This is a genomic window from Mesorhizobium sp. L103C105A0 (assembly GCF_000502215.1).
Taxonomy (GTDB): Bacteria; Pseudomonadota; Alphaproteobacteria; order Rhizobiales; family Rhizobiaceae; genus Mesorhizobium.
In genome coordinates, this window is sequence record NZ_AYXF01000005.1 from 300743 (window position 1) to 322270 (window position 21528).

Here is a 21528-nt window from a genome sequence, read left to right on the forward strand (position 1 = left end):
CATTTCAGATTTCCCAGCGTGGTGCGAAGAATGTGGAGATCACGCTCAATCGTCTGAGGCGGGCGTCAGGTCTAGCTCGGCCGGGGACAGCCCTTGTTGGAGCTGGCTCAGCCGGAACTCGTCGACCCAGTAGGCCTCGCCGTCGACCAGCACGCGGGCCGAGTAGACGCCGCCGGAAAAGCTTTGCGCGGTGACGTAGACCTTGTGGCGGTCGAGCGCCTTGCGCACCGCGGCGCGCTTGGAATTCTGGCTGGTGACGGAACTGGCCATGGCTCACTCATACACAAGACCGCAAGACATGGCGGCGGCATAAGGATGCTGGAGATCGGCCGCTCTGTCAATTTTGACCGCCTGCTTCTGGCAGCGCTACGATCCGACGGCAGCAAAAAACCGCTGCGCCTCGACAGTGGGCTTTGCAATGGCGACGACAATATTCGGTTAGTGGTCCGAAGGAATTATGAGCGCGGTGACGCGCGAGAGCTGCTGACGCCGGTTCAGCGTCGGCTTCTCGTAGATCTTCTTCATTGGTATCCCCATGGCCCCAATGGCCGCCGGCAAAGGCGCTTGCGGCTGGGTTTTGTCAGGGGAAGCGCTGTTCTTCCGCCGAACAGCTATGGAAACTGGAGGAGCGGCCGCTATAGTTTTCCTCAGCCCCAAGGAGAACGGCAATGACCCTCAGCACCCGCAAACTCGGCAGCCAGGGGCTGCAGGTCTCGGTGATCGGCCTCGGCTGCATGGGCATGAGCCAGTCCTACGGCCCTGCCGACGAGGCGGAATCGATCGCCACCCTGCACCGCGCCATCGAACTCGGCTGTACCTTCCTCGACACGGCGGAAGTCTACGGCGCCTATGCTAATGAAGAACTGCTCGGGCGGGCGCTGAAGGGCCGGCGCGATGAGGTGACCCTTGCCACCAAATTCGGCTTCCGCATCGAAAACGGCAGACAGGTCGGCACGGAGCGTGACAGCCGGCCCGACCATATCCGCGAGGCGCTGGAGGGCTCGCTGAAGCGGCTCGGCACCGACCATATCGACCTTTACTACCAGCATCGCGTCGATCCGGCGGTGCCGATGGAAGACGTCGCCGGCACGGTCGGCCGGCTGGTTGCCGATGGCAAAGTGCGCTTCTTCGGCCTGTCGGAAGCGGGCGCGGCGAATATCGGCCGTGCGCATGCCGTGCACCCTGTCTCGGCGCTGCAGAGCGAGTATTCGCTTTGGGAGCGCAATCTGGAGCCGGAGATCATCCCGCTGCTCAAAAAGCTCGGCATCGGCCTGGTGCCGTTCGCGCCGCTCGGCCGCGGTTTCCTCGCCGGCGACGTCAAGCGCGCCGAGGATTATCCGGAAGGCGATTTCCGCCGCGGCGACCCCCGCTACCAGGGCGCCAACTACGACGCTAATGTCGCGGCTGCGGCTGCGGTGCAGGAGGTGGCCGCGGCCAAAGGGGCAAAGCCCGCACAGATCGCGCTGGCCTGGGTGCTCGGCAAGGGCGACGGTTTCGGCATTGACATCGTGCCGATCCCGGGGACAAAGCGGCGCAAGTATCTCGAAGAAAATGTTGCTGCGGCCGCGATCGCGCTCGACGCGGCCGAGATAGCTGCGCTCGACGCAGCCCTTGCGCCGGGCAAGGTCTCAGGGCCGCGCTACAATGAGCGGGTGATGACGACGATCGATCGGTAGAGGCGTCTAAGCTGCCAATCTCCCCCCTCGTGGGGGAGATGCCTGGCAAGGCAGAGGGGGGCGCGAAGGATCGCCCGCATCAAGTATTCTGCGTAGAGGTTAGCTCAAAGATGTAAGTGAAATTGGCCAATGTCGGCGGGACAGCGCCCCCCTCTGTCCTGCCGGACATCTCCCCCACAAGGGGGGAGATTAGCAGTTTCAGCCCCTCGCCTCACCTTGCGTAATCGATTTTCCTTGGCTAGCATCCCTGGGTCGGCGCCGAGCGGAGGAGACGTTGCGGTGGACCGGCTGGAGCGCCGTCGCGTCCGTTCGGGCGCTCACAGGACACTCCATTTTTGAATCGACGCAGGAAAATCCCGAGCCGCTAACGGTTTCGGGCTCCTGCATCCATGTGGGAGGATATCTGATGAACAGACGCGAATTCCTGTTGTCGACCGTGGCGACCGGCGCCATGGCGCTGGCTGTGCCCATGGCCTTTGCCGCCGACAAACTGACCATATTGGGTTCGGTGCCCAATCTCGGCTTCCCATTCTTTGTGCACATGCTGAACGAGATCAAGGCGGAGGCGCAAGCGCAAGGCGTCAATCTGACCGAGAGCGACGGCCAGAACTCGGCGCCGAAGCAGACCGCCGACATCGAGGCCGCACTTGTGCAGAAGGTCAACGCCATCGTGATTTCGCCGCTTGACGTCAACGCGCTGGCGCCGGCGATCGAGGAAGCGGTCAAGGCCGGGGTTCCGGTGGTGACGATCGACCGCCGCGTCGACGGCGTCGAGGGCATTCTGGCCCATGTCGGCGCCGACAATGTCAAGGGCGGCGAGGCCGAGGCGCAGGCCATGGTGGCGGCGTTCCCCAACGGCGCCAAGCTGTTCCATTTGCAGGGCCAGCCGGGTGCCGGGCCCGCGATCGACCGCAACAAAGGCGTCCACAATGTGCTCGATCCGCTCAAGGACAAGTACCAGATCATCTTCGAGCAGACCGCCAACTTCGCCCGCGCCGAAGCGCTGTCGGTGACCGAGGCCGGGCTTGCCGCCAACGGCAAGCCGGACGCCATCATCTGCGCCAATGACGACATGGCGCTCGGCGCGCTCGAAGCCTGTGCCGCGCGCAACTTCACCGACGTCAAGATCTACGGCTTCGACGCGCTGCCGGAAGCGCTGGTCGCCGTGCGCGACGGCAAGCTCGCCGGCACTGTCGAACAGTTCCCCGGCGAACAGTCGCGCACGGCGGTGCAGATCGCGGTCGCCTTCGCCAGGGACAAGACCGAGCCGAAGGAGAAGCTGGTGCTGTTGACGCCGATCGTCATCGGCAAGGACAATCTCGACAAGGCGGAGAGGTTGAACGAGACGAAGTGAGAGTAAGGCCCATGACGGGTGGAGGTCGCGCTCTGTCGCGCCCCCCTCTGTCCNGGTTGAACGAGACGAAGTGAGAGTAAGGCCCATGACGGGTGGAGGTCGCGCTCTGTCGCGCCCCCCTCTGTCCTGCCGGACATCTCCCCCACTTGGGGGGAGATTGGCCGTCACGTCTGTTTTCGCCAATCGCCAACGCTGTAGAAAAAGTGCTGCCGGCAAAACTGCTGATCTCCCCCCGTGTGGGGGAGATGTCCGGCAGGACAGAGGGGGGCTCTGTCCCCCTGCCTATCGCAATCCGGGAGCAATGCTTGTCCGCCGTTGAGCCCACCGCATCATCGCCCCCGCTNGAGGTTGAACGAGACGAAGTGAGAGTAAGGCCCATGACGGGTGGAGGTCGCGCTCTGTCGCGCCCCCCTCTGTCCCCCTGCCTATCGCAATCCGGGAGCAATGCTTGTCCGCCGTTGAGCCCACCGCATCATCGCCCCCGCTCCTTTCCGTCGAAGGCGTGACCAAGCATTTTTCCGGCGTCACCGCGCTCATCGACGTTTCGCTCGAGGTGCGGCCCAGTGAGATCCTTGGCCTGCTCGGCGAGAACGGCGCCGGCAAGTCGACGCTGTTGAAAATCCTGTCCGGCGTGATGCCGCCGTCAAGCGGCCGCATCGTCTTCGACGGCGCCGACTACGCGCCGTCCAGTCCGCAGGATGCGAAGCGGCATGGCATCGTCACCATCTATCAGGAACTGAGCCTGATCCCGACGCTGACGGTTGCGGAAAACATTTTCATCGGCCGCGCGCCGCTCGGGCCGCTCGGGCTGGTCAGCTGGCGCAGGATGGAGGACGCCTCGCGCGCGATCATCGCCCGCGTCGGTCTCGACATCGATCCGGCGACGCCGGTGTCCTCGCTGTCGGTAGCCGAACAGCAGCTGGTCGAAATCGCCCGCGCTCTGTCGCTGGAAAGCCGCCTGATCATCATGGACGAGCCGACCTCGGCGCTGACCGAGACCGAGGTGCAGAAACTGATGTCGATCATGGACAGGCTGCGCAAGGACGGTGTCGCCATCATGTTCGTCACCCACCGGCTGGAAGAAGCGTCCGCCATTTGCGACCGCATGACCGTGCTGCGGGACGGCAGGCTGGCCGGTCATCTCGACCGCGACGGCCGGCCCATCCAGATTCCGAAGATCATCGAGAAGATGGTCGGCCGCGCCGCCTCCGAACTCTACGCGCGGCCGACGCAGCGCGACGTCGCCGGCGAGGTCCGGCTCTCGGTGCGAGGCTTGCGAACGGTGCGCGATCCGCTGGCGCCGCACGCCATCGTGCTCGAAGGCGTCGACCTCGATGTGAAGGCCGGCGAAATCCTCGGCGTTGCCGGTCTCGTCGGTTCCGGCCGCACCGAGCTTGCCCGCGCCATTTTCGGCGCCGACCGCATCGCGGCGGGTAATATCACGCTGGACGGCAAGCCGATCGCCCCGGCCTCCCCCGCCGACGCCATCAAACTCGGCATCGGGCTGGTGCCGGAAGACCGCAAGCACCAGGCGATTTTTGCAGAACTTGGCATTCTCAACAATTTCTCCATCGCCTCGCTCGGCCGCTACAGCAATGGCGCCGGCTTCATGGCCGAACGGCGCGAGCGCGAGGCGCTGGCCGGCTATCGCAAGGCACTGTCGATCCGCATGGCCTCTCCCGAGCAGGCGATCGAGGGCCTGTCCGGCGGCAATCAGCAAAAGGTGATCCTGGCCCGCTGGCTGGCGCGCGACCCGAAAGTACTGATCGTCGACGAGCCGACGCGCGGCGTCGATGTCGGCGCCAAGGCCGAAGTGCACCAGATCCTGGTCCAGTTGGCTGCGCGCGGCATCGCCATCATGATGATCTCGTCGGAGCTGCCGGAGGTGCTGGCAGTGTCGGATCGCATCGTTACGATGCGGCGCGGCCGTATCACTGGCGAAATGCCGGGCATCGAAGCGACCGAGGAAAAACTGATGGAACTGATGGCGCTCGACCGCAAGCAGGACGCAACGCAATGACCAGCACCACCGAACAGACCCAGCGCAGCGGCATCAACATCGCGCGGCTTCTGATGAGTTTTGGGCCGCTGATGTTCCTGGCGGTGTTGATCGTCATCTTCACCGTGCTGAAGCCGAGCTTCATCGATCCAATCAACCTGTTCAACATTTTGAGGCAGATCTCGATCACCGGGCTGATCGCGCTCGGCATGACCTTCGTCATCCTCACTGCCGGCATCGACCTGTCGGTCGGCTCACTGCTCGCCTTCTGCGGCATGGTGGCCGCGGTGGTGGCCAAGGGCGGCACCGCCAACACGCTGTCGCTGTCGACCACGGGCACGCAAGGCTATGGCTGGTTCGCCGCCTTGCTTGCCGCCGTCACCGTCGGGGCGCTGGCCGGCGGCGTCCAGGGCTTTGCCATCACCCGGCTGAAAGTGCCGCCCTTCGTCGTCACGCTGGGTGGGCTCACCGTGTTTCGCGGCCTGACGCTGACCATCTCCAATGGCGGACCGATCTCCGGTTTCGACGCCTCGATGCGCTGGTTCGGCACCGGGCTCATCGGACCGGTGCCGGTGCCGGCGATCATCTTCGCGGCGGCGGCCATCCTGTGCCACATCGTGCTGCGCTATACGCGCTATGGCCGCGCCGTCTATGCCGTCGGCGGCAATGCCGAGGCCGCACGCCTGTCGGGCCTGCGCGTCGACCGCATTCTGATCTCGGTCTATGTCATCGTCGGCTTCTTCGCCGGGCTGGCGGCCTTCGTTTTGTCAGCACGGCTCAACTCCTCCGAAGCCGTGGCCGGGATCGGTTACGAACTTACGGTGATTTCCGCCGTCGTCATCGGCGGCACCTCGCTATTCGGTGGCATCGGCTCGGTCGGCGGCACGGTGGTGGGCGCTGCACTGATCGGCGTGCTGCAGAACGGGCTGCAGTTCAACAATGTCTCGTCCTACACGCAAAGCATCGTCATTGGCCTGATCCTGATCCTGGCCGTGGCCTTCGATCGTTGGCTGAAGTCGCGGGTGAGGCGGTGAGGATTTAGGCCATGGTTCAGATCAGGGCGATGACCGAGAAAGATATAGCGGCGGTGTCGCGGCTGTTGGGGGAATCCTGGCGGCGCACCTATTCGGCAATAATGGGGCCAGAGACCACTGCGCGGCTCTCCGACGACAAGCATGCGCCCGAGCGGCTGGCCGAGGAACTTGCGGACGACAACAAGATGTCGTTCGTGGCCGAACGGCCGGACGGTTCGATCGCCGGCTACGCGATGGCGGCGATGGACGATCGTGGCGATGTCCTGCTCGACCGGCTGCACATCGACAAGACAGAGTTCGGCAGCGGGCTCGCCACCGACCTGCTGCACGCGGTGCTTGTCGCGCATGCCGGCATCCCCAGCATTGCGCTGGAAGTGATCGAGGGCAACGACCGGGCGATCGCCTTCTATCGCAAGCACGGTTTCGAAGTGGTCGAGCGCCACACGGCCGCGCACGGCGTTGGCGGCCACGCCTCGCTGATCATGCGCCGGCTGCTGTCGAGGGCGTAAGGGAATGGAATAGGCCGTAGGGAATAGGGGAATAAGGTGGCGCAGACCGATACCCTACGCCTACGGCCTACTGCGCCACCGCCTGGTGGCCGTCCTCGTCGTCCGGCATATCGAGGATTTCGATCAGCCGCGCCACCTTCGTTCCCGGCAAGGGGCGACCCTCGTTGACCAGCGCCTCGTCGGCACTGAGCCAGGCGAACGCCTCGCGCAGTTCTTCAAGGGTGGCGCCGGTCAGCGCGATGTCGGCTATGACCGCCTCGTCTACCGGCCCCAACACCGAAATGATGTCGTTGCGTGTCATGGTCACCTCCATGCTAAGTGCCGGCCGGTCGTCGAGATGACGCCGAGACCCGGCCATCCAGCCAACGGATTGCGAGTAAAAACCGCCGACAAAGCAGAATCTGGGTCTTCTTTTCGACTAAGCAAGGTGAACGCGCGCGCCTTTTGCCGTCAAGCAGCCGAGTGCGGATCGATGCTGTAGAGATGCACGGGATAGCCGGGACCGATGGCGTCGCGCACCCGGTCCGTCCAGGCGAGGACCGCCGGATAAGCCGCCAGCGCAAAGCCGCAATCTTCGGCACGGTGGCCGTAGGCATAGACAGCAATGTCGGCGATGGTGAGCGTGTCGCCGACAAGGAACGGCGTGTCGTTCAGGCTGCGCTCCAGCGCTGCCAGCGTGCGGGCGCCGGCTTCGCGCTTGGCCGGAACCATCGCCTGGTTGCGCTCCAGCCTTCCGGCCAGCGTCCAGAAGCGCAGGGAGCCGATGACCGGCTCGACATGGTACTGTTCGAAGAACAGCCATTGCATAATTTTCGCGCTGACATAGCGATCCGCCGGCAGCAAGGGCGTGCCTTCGGCGAGATAAATGAGGATCGCATTCGATTCGGCGATCGCACGGCCATCCTCGAGTTCGAGCACAGGAACGGCGCCGGCCGGGTTGAGCTTCAGGAAGGCGTCGGTGTGGCTCTCGCCCTCGAAAATCGACACCAGGCGGCTTTCATAGGGAATGTTGAGCAGGCCGAGCACGACCCTCGCCTTCCAAACGTTTTGCGACGGCAAATAATCATGAAGCGTGAGCATGGCTGTCCTTTCGCTGCGGTCGACGCCTGTTTTGCACGGTGCCACGATCCCAGCCACCCGAATCCTGCAATGTGTACGCGCGGAAACAGATAAACTATACGCATGTAGAGTTTTATTGACTTCGCTGTATGTGCGATTTACCCGATAAACATTTGCGTCGGATAACTGCGCGGGCAAGCAATCAGTTTGCGTGTGAGAGGAATCGCAAGCATGAGCCTTTCGCGCCGAAGCGAGATCGCCGCCGAGGGCGTGGGGCCAACGATTGTCGCCGGCGAAATCCTGGTCGAGATCATGGCGACGGAACTGGGTTTCGGCTTCCTCGAGCCGCAGTCGCTTGTCGGGCCATTCCCCAGCGGTGCGCCGGCGATCTTCATCGATCAGGTCGCCCGGCTGGGAGGCGGCGCCGGCATTATCGGCTGCGTCGGCCGCGACGATTTCGGCACGCTCAACCTGGACAGGCTGGAGCTCGACGGCGTCGACGTCTCAGCCGTCGATATCAGCGACCGCTTCCCGACGGGATGCGCCTTCGTGCGCTACCGGCCCGATGGTATCAGGGACTTCGTCTACAACATCGCCGAATCCGCCGCCGGGCAGATCCACCTGACCACTGCTGCGCGCCTGCTGGCGGACAGGGCCGGCCATCTGCATATCATGGGATCGACGCTGTCGGTGGCAGGGCTGAAGGAGATCGTCAGCTACGCAGTGCAGGCGGTTCGTGCCCGCGGCGGCTCGACCTCATTCGACCCGAATGTGCGCAAGGAGCTGATCGACGGCTCCGACGGCGCACTGTTTTCCGCACTCATCGACGATGCCGACCTGCTGCTGCCGTCCGGCGACGAATTGCTCGCTACGGCGGGCGTCGATGACGAGCATCAGGCGGTGGCGGCGCTGTTTGCCAGGGGCGTCGGCGAGATCGTGCTGAAGCGCGGTGCTGACGGCTCTTCCTGGTTCGGCGCCGAGGGCGCCAGGACCGACTGCGCCGGTTTTCAGGTCGAGGAAGTCGACCCGACGGGCGCCGGCGATTGTTTCGGCGCCACCTACCTGACCTGCCGCCGCCAGGGGATGGAGCCCGGCAAGGCGCTGCTTTATGCCAATGCCGCCGGCGCCCGCAACGTCACCCGGCGCGGCCCGATGGAAGGCACCGCCGGCTTCGATGCGCTTGACCAATTCATCAAGGGAACAGCGAGACGGACATGAGCGCCAACCCGCTTGCAGGCCTCGCCAGCGCGCGCAAAAACGGCTCGCCCTACGGCATCACCTCGATCTGCTCCGCGCATCCGCTGGTGATCCAGACGGCGATCAGGCGCGCCGTTGCCGACAGGGAGAAAAACCTGCTGATTGAGGCAACCTGCAATCAGGTCAACCAGTTCGGCGGCTATACCGGAATGACCCCGGCGCTGTTCGTCGCCTTCGTGCTGGAGATCGCCTGCCGCGAGGGGCTGGAAGCCTCGCGCATCATCTTCGGCGGCGATCATCTGGGACCGAACCCGTGGCGCGCAGAGCCGGCGGCGCAGGCGATGGACAAGGCCGAGGCCATGGTCGGCGCCTATATCGCGGCCGGCTTCACCAAGATCCATCTCGACGCATCGATGGGCTGCGCCGGCGAGCCGGCGGCGCTTGACGACGAGACCATCGCCACCCGGGCGGCGCGGCTGGCAAAGGCGGCCGAAACGGGCGCGCACGCCGCAGGCAGCACCTTGCCGGTCTACATCATCGGCACCGAAGTTCCCGCCCCCGGCGGCGTCGACCATGCGATCAGCGAGTTGAAGCCGACGGCGGCGGCGGCGGCGAGGCGCACGATCGAGGTTCACCGGGAGATCTTTGCCCGCGAAGGCCTGACCGAGGCGTTCGGCCGCGTCATGGCCGTGGTGGTGCAGCCGGGCGTGGAATTCGGCAGCCAGAACGTCGTCGCCTACGCGCCCGAGAAATCCAAGGGCCTGACCGGCTTGCTCGATGAGCAGCCGTCGCTCGTCTACGAGGCGCATTCGACCGACTACCAGAGCCGTGCGGCTTTGACCGCGCTGGTCGCAAACGGCTTTCCCATCCTCAAGGTCGGCCCCGGCCTGACCTTCGCCTTGCGCGAGGCGCTTTACGGGCTCGACCTGATAGCATCCGAAATGGCCAGGGACTATGGCGACCGGTCGCTCGCCCGGACCATGGAAGGCGCGATGCTGGCAGCACCCGGCCATTGGCACAGCCACTATCACGGCAACGAAGCAGAGCTCTATGTGCAGCGGCATTACAGCTACAGCGACCGCATCCGCTATTATTGGAGCAACCCCACCGCTGTCGCGGCCGTCGAGCGCCTGCGCAAGGCGCTGGACGGGGTCGCCATTCCCGAAACGCTGATGCGGCAATTCCTGCCGGCGCTGCCGGCCGAACTCGGGTCGGCGGGCAATCCCGAGGCTATCCTTCTCGAAGCTGTCGATCAGGTGCTGGCCGACTATGACGCGGCCTGCCGTGGGACCTGAGTGCATTTGCGCCGGGTTGATCTTTGCCTCAGCCCAGTGTCTCTGACGTTTCCATGAAACCAGCCATGTTCTTTCTCCTGTTCGCGGCCTCTCTGCTGGCGTCGCCGGCACGCGCCGACTGGAAGCCGGTCGAAAAGGTCGAGACCTACGCCATCGCAGGGCGGACCGGCCCGGAACTCTATGCCGCGATCGGCGAAGCCGGCCCCTTGCTCGGCAAGGGCCGGGTCATCGCGCACACCAATTTCAAGCTGACCTGGACCAGGGACTACAGGCCGAAAGGCGACGCCTGCGAGCTGGTGTCGGCGCGGCCGAAACTGATCATCACCTACACCTTGCCGAAGCCGGCCGAACCGTTGCCGGCTTCCGTCCAGAAGAACTGGACGGTGTTCATCGCCGGGCTCGCCGCCCACGAGAGAGTGCATGGCGCAGCCATCGCCGAGATGGTGCGCAAGATCGAGGCGGTGAGCGTCGGCCTGACCGTTACTGATGACCCCGGCTGCAGCAAGATCAGAACCGAGTTGACGAGGCAACTCGCCCAGATCTCGCTGGCACAGCGGCAGGCGAGCCGCGACTTCGACCGAGTCGAATTCGGCCCCGGCGGAAACCTGCAGAAGCTGGTGCTGGCTTTTGTGAATGGGAGGTAGTTTGCCGGTGTGCCGGTCATAGCGCCGAGTGTTCCGAACGACAAGAGTACCGGCCGCATGGCCGCTTTACAGGCAGGCTTGGTAGCGCTACCGTCTGATTGTCGCGCGACCTGTTCGGGGAATGGGAGACGGTCGCGAGGCGGGAGAGGAGCGGTTTCCTTCGGGGCGTCGCAAGAAGCATTCGGGAGGAGATCGATGGCGTCTGTCGCGATCGGCGACGTTTACAAATCGTTCGGGACCGTCGAGGTCCTGCATGGCGTCAGTGTGGATATCGATGACGGCGAATTCGTCACGCTGGTCGGCCCGTCGGGTTGCGGAAAATCGACCCTTCTCAGGATGATCGCCGGCCTGGAAAAGATTTCTCGGGGCGAGATCGCCATCGGGGATCGGGTCGTCAACAACGTTGCCCCGAAAGAGCGCGACGTTGCCATGGTGTTCCAGAACTACGCGCTCTACCCGCACATGACGGTCGCCGAGAACATGGCGTTCTCGCTCATGCTCAAAGGTGTTTCGAAGGCCGATTGCGCTACCAGCATTCAGCGCGCCGCCGAAATCCTCGGGCTGGTGCCATTGCTGACGCGATATCCGCGCCAACTTTCCGGCGGCCAGCGCCAGCGCGTCGCCATGGGCCGGGCGATCGTGCGCGATCCACAGGTTTTCCTGTTCGACGAACCGCTCTCCAATCTCGACGCCAAGCTCAGGGTGCAGATGCGCGCCGAGATCAAGGAACTGCACCAGCGGCTCAAGACGACGACAGTCTATGTCACCCACGACCAGATCGAGGCCATGACCATGGCCGACAAGATCGTCGTCATGCATGACGGCATCGTCGAACAGATCGGACCGCCGCTGGAGCTCTACGACAGGCCCAACAATCTCTTCGTCGCCAGTTTCATCGGCTCGCCCGCCATGAACCTGATCAAGGGCGAGATCGTCACCGACGGGTCTCCGTCCTTTCGCGGCGCCGGGGGAATTTCCGTGCCGCTGGCCGGCGCGCCGGCCGTTGGCAACGGTCATCCGGTGGTGCTGGGAATACGGCCCGAGCATTTGCGGCTATCGTCAGACCAAGGCATTCCAGTCACCGTCGCGGTGGTCGAGCCGACCGGGTCGGAAGTGCAGATCATCGGCCGCACCGCCGGCGGCGACGAGATCGTCGCCAATTTCCGCGAACGCCATGCCTTCACACCGGGCGAATCCATACGGCTCTCTGCCGCGCCTGGCCTGATTCATCTCTTTGACGGCAAGACTGGAACACGATTTGAAACGCGTAACGGATGGTAAGGACCGCATAGCAAGGAAGATAAACCGGAGGAGACGACCATGAAATTCACGAGACGCGATGTAATCCGCACGACCGCAGGTGCCGCGGCGGGAGCTCTGGGAAGCCGGTTCGTCGGCTCGCCGGCTTTTGCCCAGGAGGGCTTGAAATACAAGCCCGAGGAAGGCGCAAAGCTGCGGCTGCTGCGCTGGTCGCCCTTCGTCAAGGGCGATGAGGATCAATGGCTGGCCAACACCAAGCGCTTCACCGAGGCGACAGGTGTCGAGGTTCGTGTCGACAAGGAAAGCTGGGAGGACATTCGCCCCAAGGCAGCGGTCGCCGCCAATGTCGGTTCCGGCCCGGACCTCATGTTCGTCTGGTTCGACGACCCGCATCAATATCCAGACAAGCTGCACGACGTGACCGAGCTCGGCGAGTATCTGGGCTCGAAATATGGCGGCTGGCACGACGGACCAAAGCAATATGCGACGCGGGACGGCAAGTTCGTCGGCCTGCCGCTGGCCACGATCGGCAATGCCATCGTCTATCGCGAAAGCTGGGTGAAGGAGGCCGGCTTCTCCGAATTTCCGAAGGACACGGCAGGCTTCCTCGAGCTTTGCAAGGCGTTGCAGGCGAAGGGACATCCGGCCGGCTTCACGCACGGCCACGGCGTCGGCGACGGCAACAATTACGCGCACTGGCTGCTGTGGAGCCATGGCGGCCAGATGGTCGACGAGAGCGGCAAGGTGGCGATCAACAGCCCCGAGACGCTAAAGGCGATCGGATACGCGCAGGAACTCTACAAGACCTTCATTCCCGGGACCGAAAGCTGGCTCGACGTCAATAACAACCGCGCCTTCCTGGCCGGCGAACTCGGCGTCATCGCCAACGGCATTTCCGCCTACAATACGGCCAAGATCAACAAGGACAACGATCCGAAGCTGGCTGAGATCGCCAAGGACATCCGCACCACCAACCTGCCGATCGGTCCCGTCGGGAAATCGGTCGAACTGTTCCAGGTGACCACCGCCGTCATCTTCAACTACACGCCCTACCCCAATGCGGCCAAGGCCTATCTGCAGTTCATGTTCGAGGATCCGCAGATGACCGACTGGATCACCTCCTCGGCGGGCTATTGCTGCCAGACGCTGAAGGCCTTCGACAACAATCCAGTGTGGACGGCCGACCCGAACAATGCCGCCTATGCCAAGGCCTCGGCGACGCTGCGCCCCAACGGCTATGCCGGGCCGCTCGGCTATGCCTCGGCGGCGACCATGGCCGACTATGTCCTGGTCGACATGTTCGCCAAGGCGGTGACCGGCCAGGCGACGCCGCAGGAGGCGATGGAGGAGGCGGAGAAGCGCGCCAACCGCTACTACCGCGTTTGATCACGGCACCGCCGGGCAGCGTCTAGTGCGCTGCCCGGCCCGTCGCACAATCCCATGGCGGCCGTTGACGCCGTGACCTGATTCCCCGATGAGGAGCCCTTCATGGCCGTGCCGTCCGTTGCCGCCCAGCCGCGTCCGTCGATGCTTTCGCGGATCTCCGAAAGCCGCAACGCGCTGGGCTTCGGCTTCATGCTGCCGGCGGCGGCGCTGCTGCTGGTCTTCCTGACCTATCCGCTCGGGCTGGGCGTCTGGCTCGGCTTCACCGATGCCCGTATCGGCCGCCCCGGCATCTTCATTGGCACCGAGAACTATCAGTATCTGTGGAGTGACGCCGTCTTCTGGCTGTCCGTCTTCAACACCTTGCTCTACACGGTCAGCGCCTCGATCCTGAAGTTCGTGCTCGGCCTGTGGCTGGCGCTCATTCTCAATGAAAACCTGCCGTTCAAATCGTTCTTCCGCGCGATAGTCCTGCTGCCTTGGGTGGTGCCCACCGTACTGTCAGCCATCGCCTTCTGGTGGATCTACGATTCGCAGTTCTCCATCCTGTCCTGGGCGCTGCAGCAAATGGGCCTGATCGACCACCGCATCAATTTCCTCGGCGATCCGGAGAATGCGCGCGCTTCGGTTATCGCCGCCAACGTCTGGCGCGGCATTCCTTTCGTCGCCATCACGCTGCTCGCCGGCCTGCAGACCATTCCGCAGTCGCTCTACGAGGCGGCCACGCTCGACGGCGCCAGTCGCTGGCAGTTGTTTCGTTATGTGACTCTGCCGCTGCTGACGCCGATCATCGCCATCACCATGACCTTCTCGGTGCTTTTCACCTTCACCGATTTCCAGCTGATCTACGTGCTGACCCGGGGCGGACCGGTGAATGCCACGCATCTGATGGCGACATTGTCTTTCCAGCGCGGCATTTCCGGCGGCCAGCTTGGCGAGGGCGCGGCCATCGCGGTGGCCATGATCCCGTTCCTGCTGGCGGCGATCCTGTTCAGCTATTTCGGCCTGCAACGCCGCAAATGGCAACAAGGCGGCGGAGACTGACATGGTCAAGACGGCCGCGACAAGGAAGGCGAAACGTGGGGATATCGACGAAGGCGGCATGGGCTACCTGCAGAGCCTGCCGCGCCGCGTGGTGACGGTCTATCTGCCGCTGCTGGTGTTCGTCTTCGTGCTGTTGTTTCCGTTTTACTGGATGACGATCACGGCGGTTAAGCCCAATCTCGAGATGACCGACTATGCGCAGTTCAATCCGTTCTGGGTGGTGCATCCGACATTGGAGCACATCCGCTATCTCCTGTTCGAGACCTCCTATCCGGGCTGGCTGCTCAACACGATCATCATCTCGACCGCCGCCACGTTCCTGTCGCTGCTGGCGTCGGTGTTCGCCGCCTATGCGATCGAGCGGTTGCGCTTCTCCGGGGCGCGGCAGGTCGGCCTCGGCATCTTCCTCGCCTATCTGGTGCCGCCCTCGATCCTGTTCATTCCGCTGTCGGTGATGGTGTTCAACCTCGGGCTCTACGACACGCCCTTCGCGCTCATCCTTACCTATCCGACCTTCCTGGTGCCGTTCTGCACGTGGCTGTTGATGGGTTACTTCCGCTCCATCCCGTTCGAACTGGAAGAATGCGCGCTGATAGACGGAGCGAGCCGGTGGCAGATCCTCACCAAGATCGTGCTGCCGCTGTCGGTGCCCGGCCTGATCTCCGCCGGCATATTCGCCTTCACCCTGTCATGGAACGAGTTCATCTATGCGCTGACATTCATCCAGTCCTCGGAAAACAAGACCGTGCCGGTGGGTGTGCTGACCGAGTTGGTGCGCTCCGACGTCTACGAATGGGGGGCGCTGATGGCGGGAGCGCTAATCGGCTCGCTGCCGGTGGTGGTGCTCTATTCGTTCTTCGTCGAGCACTATGTCTCGTCGATGACCGGCGCGGTGAAGGAGTGACGCGCCGGCTCACGCGAGGCGACCGGCGCGGTCAGATCGCGCCGATGATGCCGCCGTCGACGCGGATGTTCTGGCCGGTAATGTAGCCCGCACCTTCGGAAGCGAGGAAGGCGATGGTCGCGGCAATTTCCTCCGAGGTGCCGTAGCGCTGCATCGGCACGCTGTCGCGGCGCTCCTCGGTGGCCGGCAGGCTGTCGATCCAGCCGGGCAGCACATTGTTCATGCGCACATTGTCGGCGGCGTAGGTGTTGGCGAAGATCTTGGTGTAGGCGGCAAGACCGGCGCGGAACACGGCGGATGTCGGGAACATCGGGCTCGGCTCGACCACCCAGGCGGTCGAGATGTTGATGATGGCGCCGGCCTTCTGCTTGACCATCTGCGGCGCCACGATGCGCACCGGCCGGATGACGTTCATCAGATAGACGTCGAGACCGGTGTGCCACTGCTCGTCGGTGATTTCGAGGATCGGCGCGCGTGGCCCGTGGCCGCCGCTGTTGACCAGCACGTCGATGCGGCCGAAGCGCTCGAGCGTCAGGTCGGCGAGCCGCTGCAGATCGTCATTCGACTGGTTGGAGCCGGTGACGCCGAGGCCGCCAATCTCCTTGGCCAGAGCCTCGCCCTTACCGGAGGACGACAGGATCGCGACCTTGAACCCGTCCGCCGCCAGCCGCTTGGCCGCCGCCGCGCCCATACCGCTGCCACCCGCGACGACGACTGCCACTTTTTCTACACTCATTTTTCTCTCCTTGGGGTTTTGCGGCGTGTGTCTCGCGACTTCAAAGGATGATATAGCCGGTCTTGCCATCTGGTTCGAACCAGAAAGCCTGAAATCAAGCTGTAGAAAAACTCCTGCATGCCCGAAGCCTTCCTGAGCCTGCCGCCGTTGAATGCGCTGCGTGCCTTCGAAGCCGCCGCGCGTCATCTCAACTTCCGCATCGCCGCGCAGGAGCTGAACGTGACGCAAGGGGCGGTGGCGCAGCATATACGCGGGCTGGAGGCCGATCTCGGCACAAAACTCTTCGACCGGCTGCCGCGCGGCCTGGCGCTGACCGATGAGGGCCGCGCCTATATGCCCAACATCCGCCGCGCCTTCGAGCTGATCTCGGAGGCCACCTTGCTGCTGCGGCCCGAACCGGCGCGGCTGACGATCAGCGTCACGCCGAGCTTTGCCACCAAATGGCTGATCCCGAAACTGCCGGAGTTCGTCGCGCACAACCCGCTCGTCGATCTGCGAATCCTGGCCAGCGAAAACCTGTCGAGTTTTCAGGCCGACGGCGTCGACATTGCGGTCAGGCAAGGCCGCCCGCCCTTCGGCGCCGGCCTGATGGTCGACCTGTTGTTCCCACAGCAGATCGTCGCCATCTGCAGCCCTGCCCTGCTGCCTACCGAGGCGAACGAGATCGCGACGGCCGATATCCAGCATCATGTCCTGTTGCACGACGCGCACAATCTGTGGCCGGAATTCATGGAGAGAGCGCTCGGCCTGAGGATGGCCACCGGGGCCAAACGCATGCGCTTCAACCAGACAGGCCTAGCCATCGACGCCGCCATTGCCGGCCAAGGCATCGCACTGGCCAGCCGTTTCCTCGTCGCTGCCGACATTGCCGCCGGCCGGCTGGTGCAGCCGATCAACGCGGAGATGCGTGGGACGCACGATTTCTATGTCGTGATGCCGCGCAAGCAACGGCACCCAGAACCGACGCAAGCCGTGCGGCAATGGCTGCTGGATGAGGGCGATGCGGCGCGGCTGTGATAGATAGCCGATCTCCCCGCAAGGCGGGAGATCCGCAGCTTGGCCGACGCCGCCCCTTTCAGCCTCGCCGAGCAATGTCGGCCGCCACTGCCTTCGCCTCGCGTCCAATTTCCCTGAGCAGACCGGTGACCGGATTGTAGAAGCCGACGAGGTAGAGGCCGAGTTGCGAGGCGCGGGCGTTGACGCCACTGCGCTCCGGCTGCAATTCCACGGGCAGAAACTTTTCGTAGCCCGGGCGATAGCCGGTGGCGAGGATGACGGCGTCGAAATTTTCCAGCCTGCCGTCGGTGAACGCAGCGCCGCGCTCGGTGAAGCCCGCTATGTCGGGTGCGATCTTGATGGCGCCTTTGGTGATGGCGTCGACCGTGCCGACGTCGATGACCGGGATGCGGCCGACTTCGTCGATCTGTTGCAGGATGCCCTGCTTCGGCCTGACGATGCCGTATCTCTCGAGCTTGCCCAGCGCGAAATCGAGGATGATCGGAAACATCCACTCGTTCAGCGCCTGCGGCATTGGCCGGCTGGCGATGCCGACCATCTGGATCGGCACGCCAAACAGCTGGCGCGGCACGATGTGGACGCCCTTGCGCACCGAAATGGTCGGACGCGCGCCACTTTCCGCCAAGTCGAGCGCGATCTCGGCGCCGGTGTTGCCCATGCCGACGATCAGCACCGAGCGGCCGGCAAAGGGCGCCGCTTGCGTATAGTCGGCGCTGTGCAGCACCTCGCCCTTGAAAGCCTCGATGGCAGGGAGCCGGGGGACGATCGGCTCGGCATTGTTACCGCTGGCGATGACGACATGGCGCGCCTTCAGGTTGTCCGAACCTGTCTCGACCAGAAAACCGCTGTCGGTACGGCGAATGGCTTTCACCGTTATGCCGAAGCGCGGGCGCAGATCGAATTTTTCCGCATAGTCGTCGAGGTAACGGACCACCAGTTCGCGCGGCACGTAGCGCGGATAGTTTTTGGGAAAGGGCAGGAACGGCAGCGACGAGAACGACTTGACCGTATGCAGATGCAGTCGCCGATAGTGCCGCCGCCAGGCGGGCGCGATCTCCTGCGATCTTTCGAGCAGGATGAAATCCACTCCTGCCCGCTTCAGGCAGGCACCGACCGCAAGGCCGGCAGGCCCGGCGCCGACAATAACGACAGTGGTGTCCAAGCGATTCTCCTCCCGCCGGGTTGGCAGAGGTTATGCGCAGAGGCGCAGGCGGGACAAGTCACCCGTTGCGCAGCATCCCGGCCGCGAAGGGAGGGCTGGCGTTGCTCCCTAGCCGATATGCTCGGCGCGCAGCTTCTTCTTTATCTGCTCCAGGCCCGCCTCGCCGCCCCCCGCCAGTTCGTCGGCGATCCTTGCCAGCTCGTCATCGGCGTTGCGGTACTTGCTGCCCCAGGCGCCGAGCGTCGCCAGCACCGGCAACAGGTCGATGCCCGCCTCCGTCAGCTTGTAGATCGCCTTGAGCTTGTGCGTGGGGTCGTCGCTTCTGGTGACAATGCCCTCATCCTGCAAGGTCTGCAGCCGCTCGGCCAGGGTGCGCGACGAGATGCCTTCGCCTGATAGCAGAAACTCCCGGAAGTGCCTTTTTCCCGCGAAAATCATGTCGCGGATGATCAGCAGCGTCCAGCGGTCACCGAGCAATTCGAGCGACAGGCTGATGGGGCAGCCGGATCTTTCCCTGGTCGACATTTAAATGCTTCCATTTTTAAATCACTTTACTATTGACATCATTTTTCACTCATGTCAATGGTTCCGAAAGTAAAGCAATAACCAACGCCGCCTGACCTGGCGCTGGTGACACCAGAGCTCAGGAGAACGACGATGAGAAAACTAATCCTGCAGATGCAGATATCGGTCGACGGTTTTGTCGGCGCGGCCGGCGATGAGCACTGGCAGCTCTGGGAATGGGGCGCCAACTGCCCGTGGGACGACGACTTGAAGCAGGATTTCAACGCGGTGTTCGCCGGCATCGATACCATTCTGCTCAGCCGCAAGATGGCCGAAGAAGGCTATCTAACCCATTGGGGCAATGCGGCAAAAAACTATCCGCGCGATCCCTTCTACGCCTTTGCGCAGCGCATCGTCGAGGCGCGCAAGGTGGTGCTGAGCGACAAGCTCGCGGCATCGCGGTGGGAGCGCACGACGCTTGCCAGCGGCGACCTGCCGCGCGAGGTCAAGGCGCTGAAAGCTGAAGGTGAAGGCGACATGGCGGTATTCGGCGGCGCCGGCTTTGCCTCGGCGCTGATTGCAGCGGGACTGGTCGATGAGTTCCAGCTGTTCATCAATCCGGCCGCGCTGGGCGACGGCGAGCGGATTTTCGACTGTGGCGGCTTCCTGAAATTGCGCCTGCTCGGCTCTAAAGCCTATGCCTGCGGAATGGTGGTGAACCGCTACGCGCCGGCAATGTGAAGCAGTTCAGAGATTGAATCCGTGGACCGCTTCAACTCTTTGTTTTTGCGAGAACTCCGGACGGATCACCGCAACCCGCTCCTCGTGAACCTGCGCTAGAAATTGATCTCGACCGAAGCGGCACTTCGCTTTGCCGGCCCGTGAAACACCGCCTCGATGTTGTTGCCGTCGGGGTCGAGCAGGAAGGCGGCGTAGTAGCCGGGGTGGTAGGGCCGCTCACCCGGCGCGCCATTGTCGGCCCCGCCGGCATCGAGGCCAGCCTTGTAGAACGCATCGACCATGGCCTTGTCCCTGGCCTGGAAGGCCAGATGATGGCGCCCGGTCAGCTGTCCCCTCGCCGCCCGGCTGTCGAGGCTTGAGATGAACAGCTCGTCGGCCCAGAAATAGTCCTCGGCCTCGCCGCCGATCGGAATGCCGAGCACCTTGAAGACGGCTTCATAGAAGCGCCGGCTCGCCTTGAGGTCCCTGACCACCAGCTGGACGTGGTCGATGAGGCGGCCGCGATGCAGTTCCATGAGCGATATCTCCCGTCGCGAGACCACAAAGCTAGTGCCGCGGAGCGGCTCGTCAATTCGGCAGTCTATCTTGTCGGCGCGCTTGGCAGCCTTACGCCCCTGCTTTTGTCATATCCGGATGGACTTCCGCGCAGACCGGATAAAAAATGCAACCGGATTGTCGGATTCGAAATCCCGCCAACGTCCTTCGGACGCAAGCGGCGCAACGGAGCTGGAGCGAGTGGCGCCGCATCGAAACCGATCTCGGGAGAAGAGCATGAACAGTTCCTACCGTTGGGTGATCGTCGCGTGCGGCGCGCTGATGACCTGTGTGGCGCTCGGCGCGATGTTTTCGCTGGCGATCTTTCTCGAGCCGATGGCGCTCGACACCAACTGGTCGCGAACCGGCATTTCCAGCGCCATGACGCTGAATTTCTTGGTGATGGGCGCAGGCGGTTTCGCCTGGGGCGCCATCTATGACCGTGTCGGCGCCCGCCCGGTGGTTTTTGCCGGCGCGGTGCTGCTCGGTCTGTCGCTGGTGGTGGCAAGCCGAGCCCAATCGCTGCTGGTCTTCCAGCTGAGCTATGGCGTCATCGTCGGGCTGGCGGCCAGCGCCTTCTTCGCGCCGATGATCGCGCTGACCACCGCCTGGTTCGAGACCCATCGCAGCCTGGCCGTGTCGCTGGTCTCGGCCGGCATGGGCGTGGCGCCGATGACCATTTCGCCCTTCGCACGCTGGCTGATCACGGCCTATGACTGGCGTACCGCCATGTTCGACATCGGGATCATGGCTTGGGTGCTGTTGCTGCCGGCCGTCTTCCTGGTGCTCCAGCCGTCGGCGGCGGTCGCGGCAGCGGATGGCAGCGCGCCCGCACCTGCCGCGGCCCCCGGCATGTCAGTCGGCCAGGCGTTGCGCTCGCCGCAATTCCTGGTGCTGGGCATGACCTTCTTCGCCTGTTGCGCGGCGCATTCGGGGCCGATCTTCCACATGGTGAGCTATGCCATGTCGTGCGGCGTGGCGCCGATGGCAGCCGTGTCGATCTACAGCGTCGAGGGCCTTGCCGGCCTTGGCGGGCGCGTGCTCTACGGCGTGCTCGGCGACAGGCTGGGCGCCAAGCCGGTGCTGATCGTGGGCCTCGCCATCCAGGCGGTGGTGATCGCCGCCTATCTCGCCGTCGGCAATCTCGAGCAGTTCTATCTCCTGGCGATCATCTTCGGCGCCACATATGGCGGCGTCATGCCGCTCTATGCGGTTCTGGCGCGCGACTATTTCGGGCCACGCATCATCGGCACGATACTTGGCGCCGCGACCCTGTTGTCCAGCCTCGGCATGTCGTTCGGCCCGCTCGCCGGCGGCATGATCTTCGACGCCTATGCCAGCTATTCCTGGCTGTTCATCGGCTCGGCGCTGATCGGCCTCGGTGCTGCCGGCATCGCCATCGCCTTCCCGCCGCAGCCCGGCCGAGAGAGGCTGCAGGCGGCATGAGCGAAATTTCCCCTCGAGGGGAAATACTCA

At 63.9% G+C, this 21528-nt stretch carries 23 protein-coding genes; 16 read left to right on the top strand and 7 right to left on the bottom strand.

Annotated features, from left to right (window positions below):
* Positions 1-45 precede the first annotated feature (45 nt).
* On the bottom strand, positions 46-270 hold the full coding sequence (locus tag X727_RS147700) for a hypothetical protein (RefSeq protein ID WP_023673483.1): 225 nt from the start codon (positions 268-270) through the stop codon (positions 46-48).
* Positions 271-315: 45 nt separating this feature from the next.
* On the opposite strand from X727_RS147700, the gene X727_RS1000000167990 reads away from it, so the two are divergent.
* From X727_RS1000000167990 to X727_RS147675, 6 genes are all read left to right on the top strand, one after another.
* Positions 316-672, top strand: a complete 357-nt coding sequence (locus tag X727_RS1000000167990) for a hypothetical protein (RefSeq protein ID WP_155923583.1) — start codon at positions 316-318, stop codon at positions 670-672.
* The gene (locus X727_RS147695) at positions 669-1676 is read left to right on the top strand and encodes an aldo/keto reductase (protein ID WP_023699153.1); all 1008 of its coding nucleotides are present in this window, start codon (positions 669-671) and stop codon (positions 1674-1676) included. Before X727_RS1000000167990 ends, X727_RS147695 begins: the two co-directional genes overlap by 4 nt.
* Positions 1677-2082: 406 nt before the next feature.
* Positions 2083-3030 carry a substrate-binding domain-containing protein gene (locus X727_RS147690; RefSeq protein ID WP_023834503.1) on the top strand — a complete coding sequence of 316 codons (948 nt, stop codon included), beginning with the start codon at positions 2083-2085 and terminating at the stop codon, positions 3028-3030.
* 448 nt (positions 3031-3478) lie between these two features.
* Positions 3479-5050, top strand: coding sequence for a sugar ABC transporter ATP-binding protein (locus tag X727_RS147685; protein WP_031204360.1), 1572 nt, complete (start codon positions 3479-3481; stop codon positions 5048-5050).
* Positions 5047-6063 carry an ABC transporter permease gene (locus X727_RS147680; protein WP_023693787.1) on the top strand — a complete coding sequence of 339 codons (1017 nt, stop codon included), beginning with the start codon at positions 5047-5049 and terminating at the stop codon, positions 6061-6063. The genes X727_RS147685 and X727_RS147680 overlap by 4 nt, the downstream gene beginning before the upstream one ends.
* An 11-nt stretch (positions 6064-6074) precedes the next feature.
* Complete coding sequence (locus X727_RS147675; protein WP_023685888.1) at positions 6075-6572, top strand: N-acetyltransferase; 498 nt, start codon at positions 6075-6077, stop codon at positions 6570-6572.
* A 67-nt stretch (positions 6573-6639) separates the two neighbouring features.
* On the opposite strand, the gene X727_RS147670 is transcribed toward X727_RS147675, so the two are convergent.
* Positions 6640-6873, bottom strand: coding sequence for a hypothetical protein (locus X727_RS147670; RefSeq protein WP_081726147.1), 234 nt, complete (start codon positions 6871-6873; stop codon positions 6640-6642).
* Between the two features lie 149 nt (positions 6874-7022).
* Positions 7023-7652, bottom strand: a complete 630-nt coding sequence (locus X727_RS147665; RefSeq protein WP_023834505.1) for a glutathione S-transferase family protein — start codon at positions 7650-7652, stop codon at positions 7023-7025.
* Between the two features lie 210 nt (positions 7653-7862).
* Here X727_RS147665 and X727_RS147660 point away from each other — a divergent pair, with 210 nt between their 5' ends.
* From X727_RS147660 to X727_RS147630, 7 genes are all read left to right on the top strand, one after another.
* The gene (locus tag X727_RS147660) at positions 7863-8849 is read left to right on the top strand and encodes a sugar kinase (protein WP_023834506.1); all 987 of its coding nucleotides are present in this window, start codon (positions 7863-7865) and stop codon (positions 8847-8849) included.
* Positions 8846-10123 (top strand): D-tagatose-bisphosphate aldolase, class II, non-catalytic subunit, encoded by a 1278-nt coding sequence (locus X727_RS147655; RefSeq protein ID WP_023834507.1) that lies wholly within the window; start codon positions 8846-8848, stop codon positions 10121-10123. Before X727_RS147660 ends, X727_RS147655 begins: the two co-directional genes overlap by 4 nt.
* Before the next feature lie 65 nt (positions 10124-10188).
* Positions 10189-10767: a DUF922 domain-containing protein gene (locus tag X727_RS147650; protein WP_348524529.1), complete on the top strand. Its 579-nt coding sequence runs from the start codon at positions 10189-10191 to the stop codon at positions 10765-10767.
* A 195-nt stretch (positions 10768-10962) separates the two neighbouring features.
* The gene (gene ugpC / locus X727_RS147645) at positions 10963-12048 is read left to right on the top strand and encodes a sn-glycerol-3-phosphate ABC transporter ATP-binding protein UgpC (RefSeq protein WP_023689809.1); all 1086 of its coding nucleotides are present in this window, start codon (positions 10963-10965) and stop codon (positions 12046-12048) included.
* Positions 12049-12087: 39 nt separating this feature from the next.
* Positions 12088-13413 (top strand): ABC transporter substrate-binding protein, encoded by a 1326-nt coding sequence (locus X727_RS147640; protein WP_023693796.1) that lies wholly within the window; start codon positions 12088-12090, stop codon positions 13411-13413.
* A gap of 102 nt (positions 13414-13515) precedes the next feature.
* Positions 13516-14454, top strand: coding sequence for a sugar ABC transporter permease (locus X727_RS147635; protein WP_023693797.1), 939 nt, complete (start codon positions 13516-13518; stop codon positions 14452-14454).
* 1 nt (position 14455) lies between these two features.
* Positions 14456-15358: a carbohydrate ABC transporter permease gene (locus X727_RS147630; protein ID WP_023673469.1), complete on the top strand. Its 903-nt coding sequence runs from the start codon at positions 14456-14458 to the stop codon at positions 15356-15358.
* Between the two features lie 31 nt (positions 15359-15389).
* Here X727_RS147630 and X727_RS147625 read toward each other — a convergent pair whose 3' ends face one another.
* Positions 15390-16094 (bottom strand): SDR family oxidoreductase, encoded by a 705-nt coding sequence (locus X727_RS147625; RefSeq protein WP_023715144.1) that lies wholly within the window; start codon positions 16092-16094, stop codon positions 15390-15392.
* A 117-nt stretch (positions 16095-16211) separates the two neighbouring features.
* On the opposite strand from X727_RS147625, the gene gcvA reads away from it, so the two are divergent.
* Positions 16212-17111 (top strand): transcriptional regulator GcvA, encoded by a 900-nt coding sequence (gene gcvA, locus X727_RS147620; RefSeq protein ID WP_023743899.1) that lies wholly within the window; start codon positions 16212-16214, stop codon positions 17109-17111.
* Between the two features lie 58 nt (positions 17112-17169).
* Here the strand turns inward: gcvA and X727_RS147615 are convergent, their stop codons facing one another.
* Both X727_RS147615 and X727_RS147610 read right to left on the bottom strand, forming a co-directional pair.
* Complete coding sequence (locus tag X727_RS147615; RefSeq protein ID WP_023673466.1) at positions 17170-18273, bottom strand: NAD(P)/FAD-dependent oxidoreductase; 1104 nt, start codon at positions 18271-18273, stop codon at positions 17170-17172.
* 108 nt (positions 18274-18381) lie between these two features.
* Entirely contained in the window at positions 18382-18798 is a 417-nt protein-coding gene (locus X727_RS147610; protein ID WP_023727056.1) for a helix-turn-helix domain-containing protein, read from the bottom strand.
* A 132-nt stretch (positions 18799-18930) separates the two neighbouring features.
* On the opposite strand from X727_RS147610, the gene X727_RS147605 reads away from it, so the two are divergent.
* Positions 18931-19518, top strand: a complete 588-nt coding sequence (locus tag X727_RS147605) for a dihydrofolate reductase family protein (RefSeq protein ID WP_023834508.1) — start codon at positions 18931-18933, stop codon at positions 19516-19518.
* A gap of 95 nt (positions 19519-19613) precedes the next feature.
* Here the strand turns inward: X727_RS147605 and X727_RS147600 are convergent, their stop codons facing one another.
* Positions 19614-20042 carry a VOC family protein gene (locus X727_RS147600; protein WP_155922514.1) on the bottom strand — a complete coding sequence of 143 codons (429 nt, stop codon included), beginning with the start codon at positions 20040-20042 and terminating at the stop codon, positions 19614-19616.
* Between the two features lie 247 nt (positions 20043-20289).
* Between X727_RS147600 and X727_RS147595 the strand changes: the two genes are divergently transcribed.
* Positions 20290-21498: an MFS transporter gene (locus X727_RS147595; RefSeq protein WP_023735437.1), complete on the top strand. Its 1209-nt coding sequence runs from the start codon at positions 20290-20292 to the stop codon at positions 21496-21498.
* Positions 21499-21528: the final 30 nt, after the last annotated feature.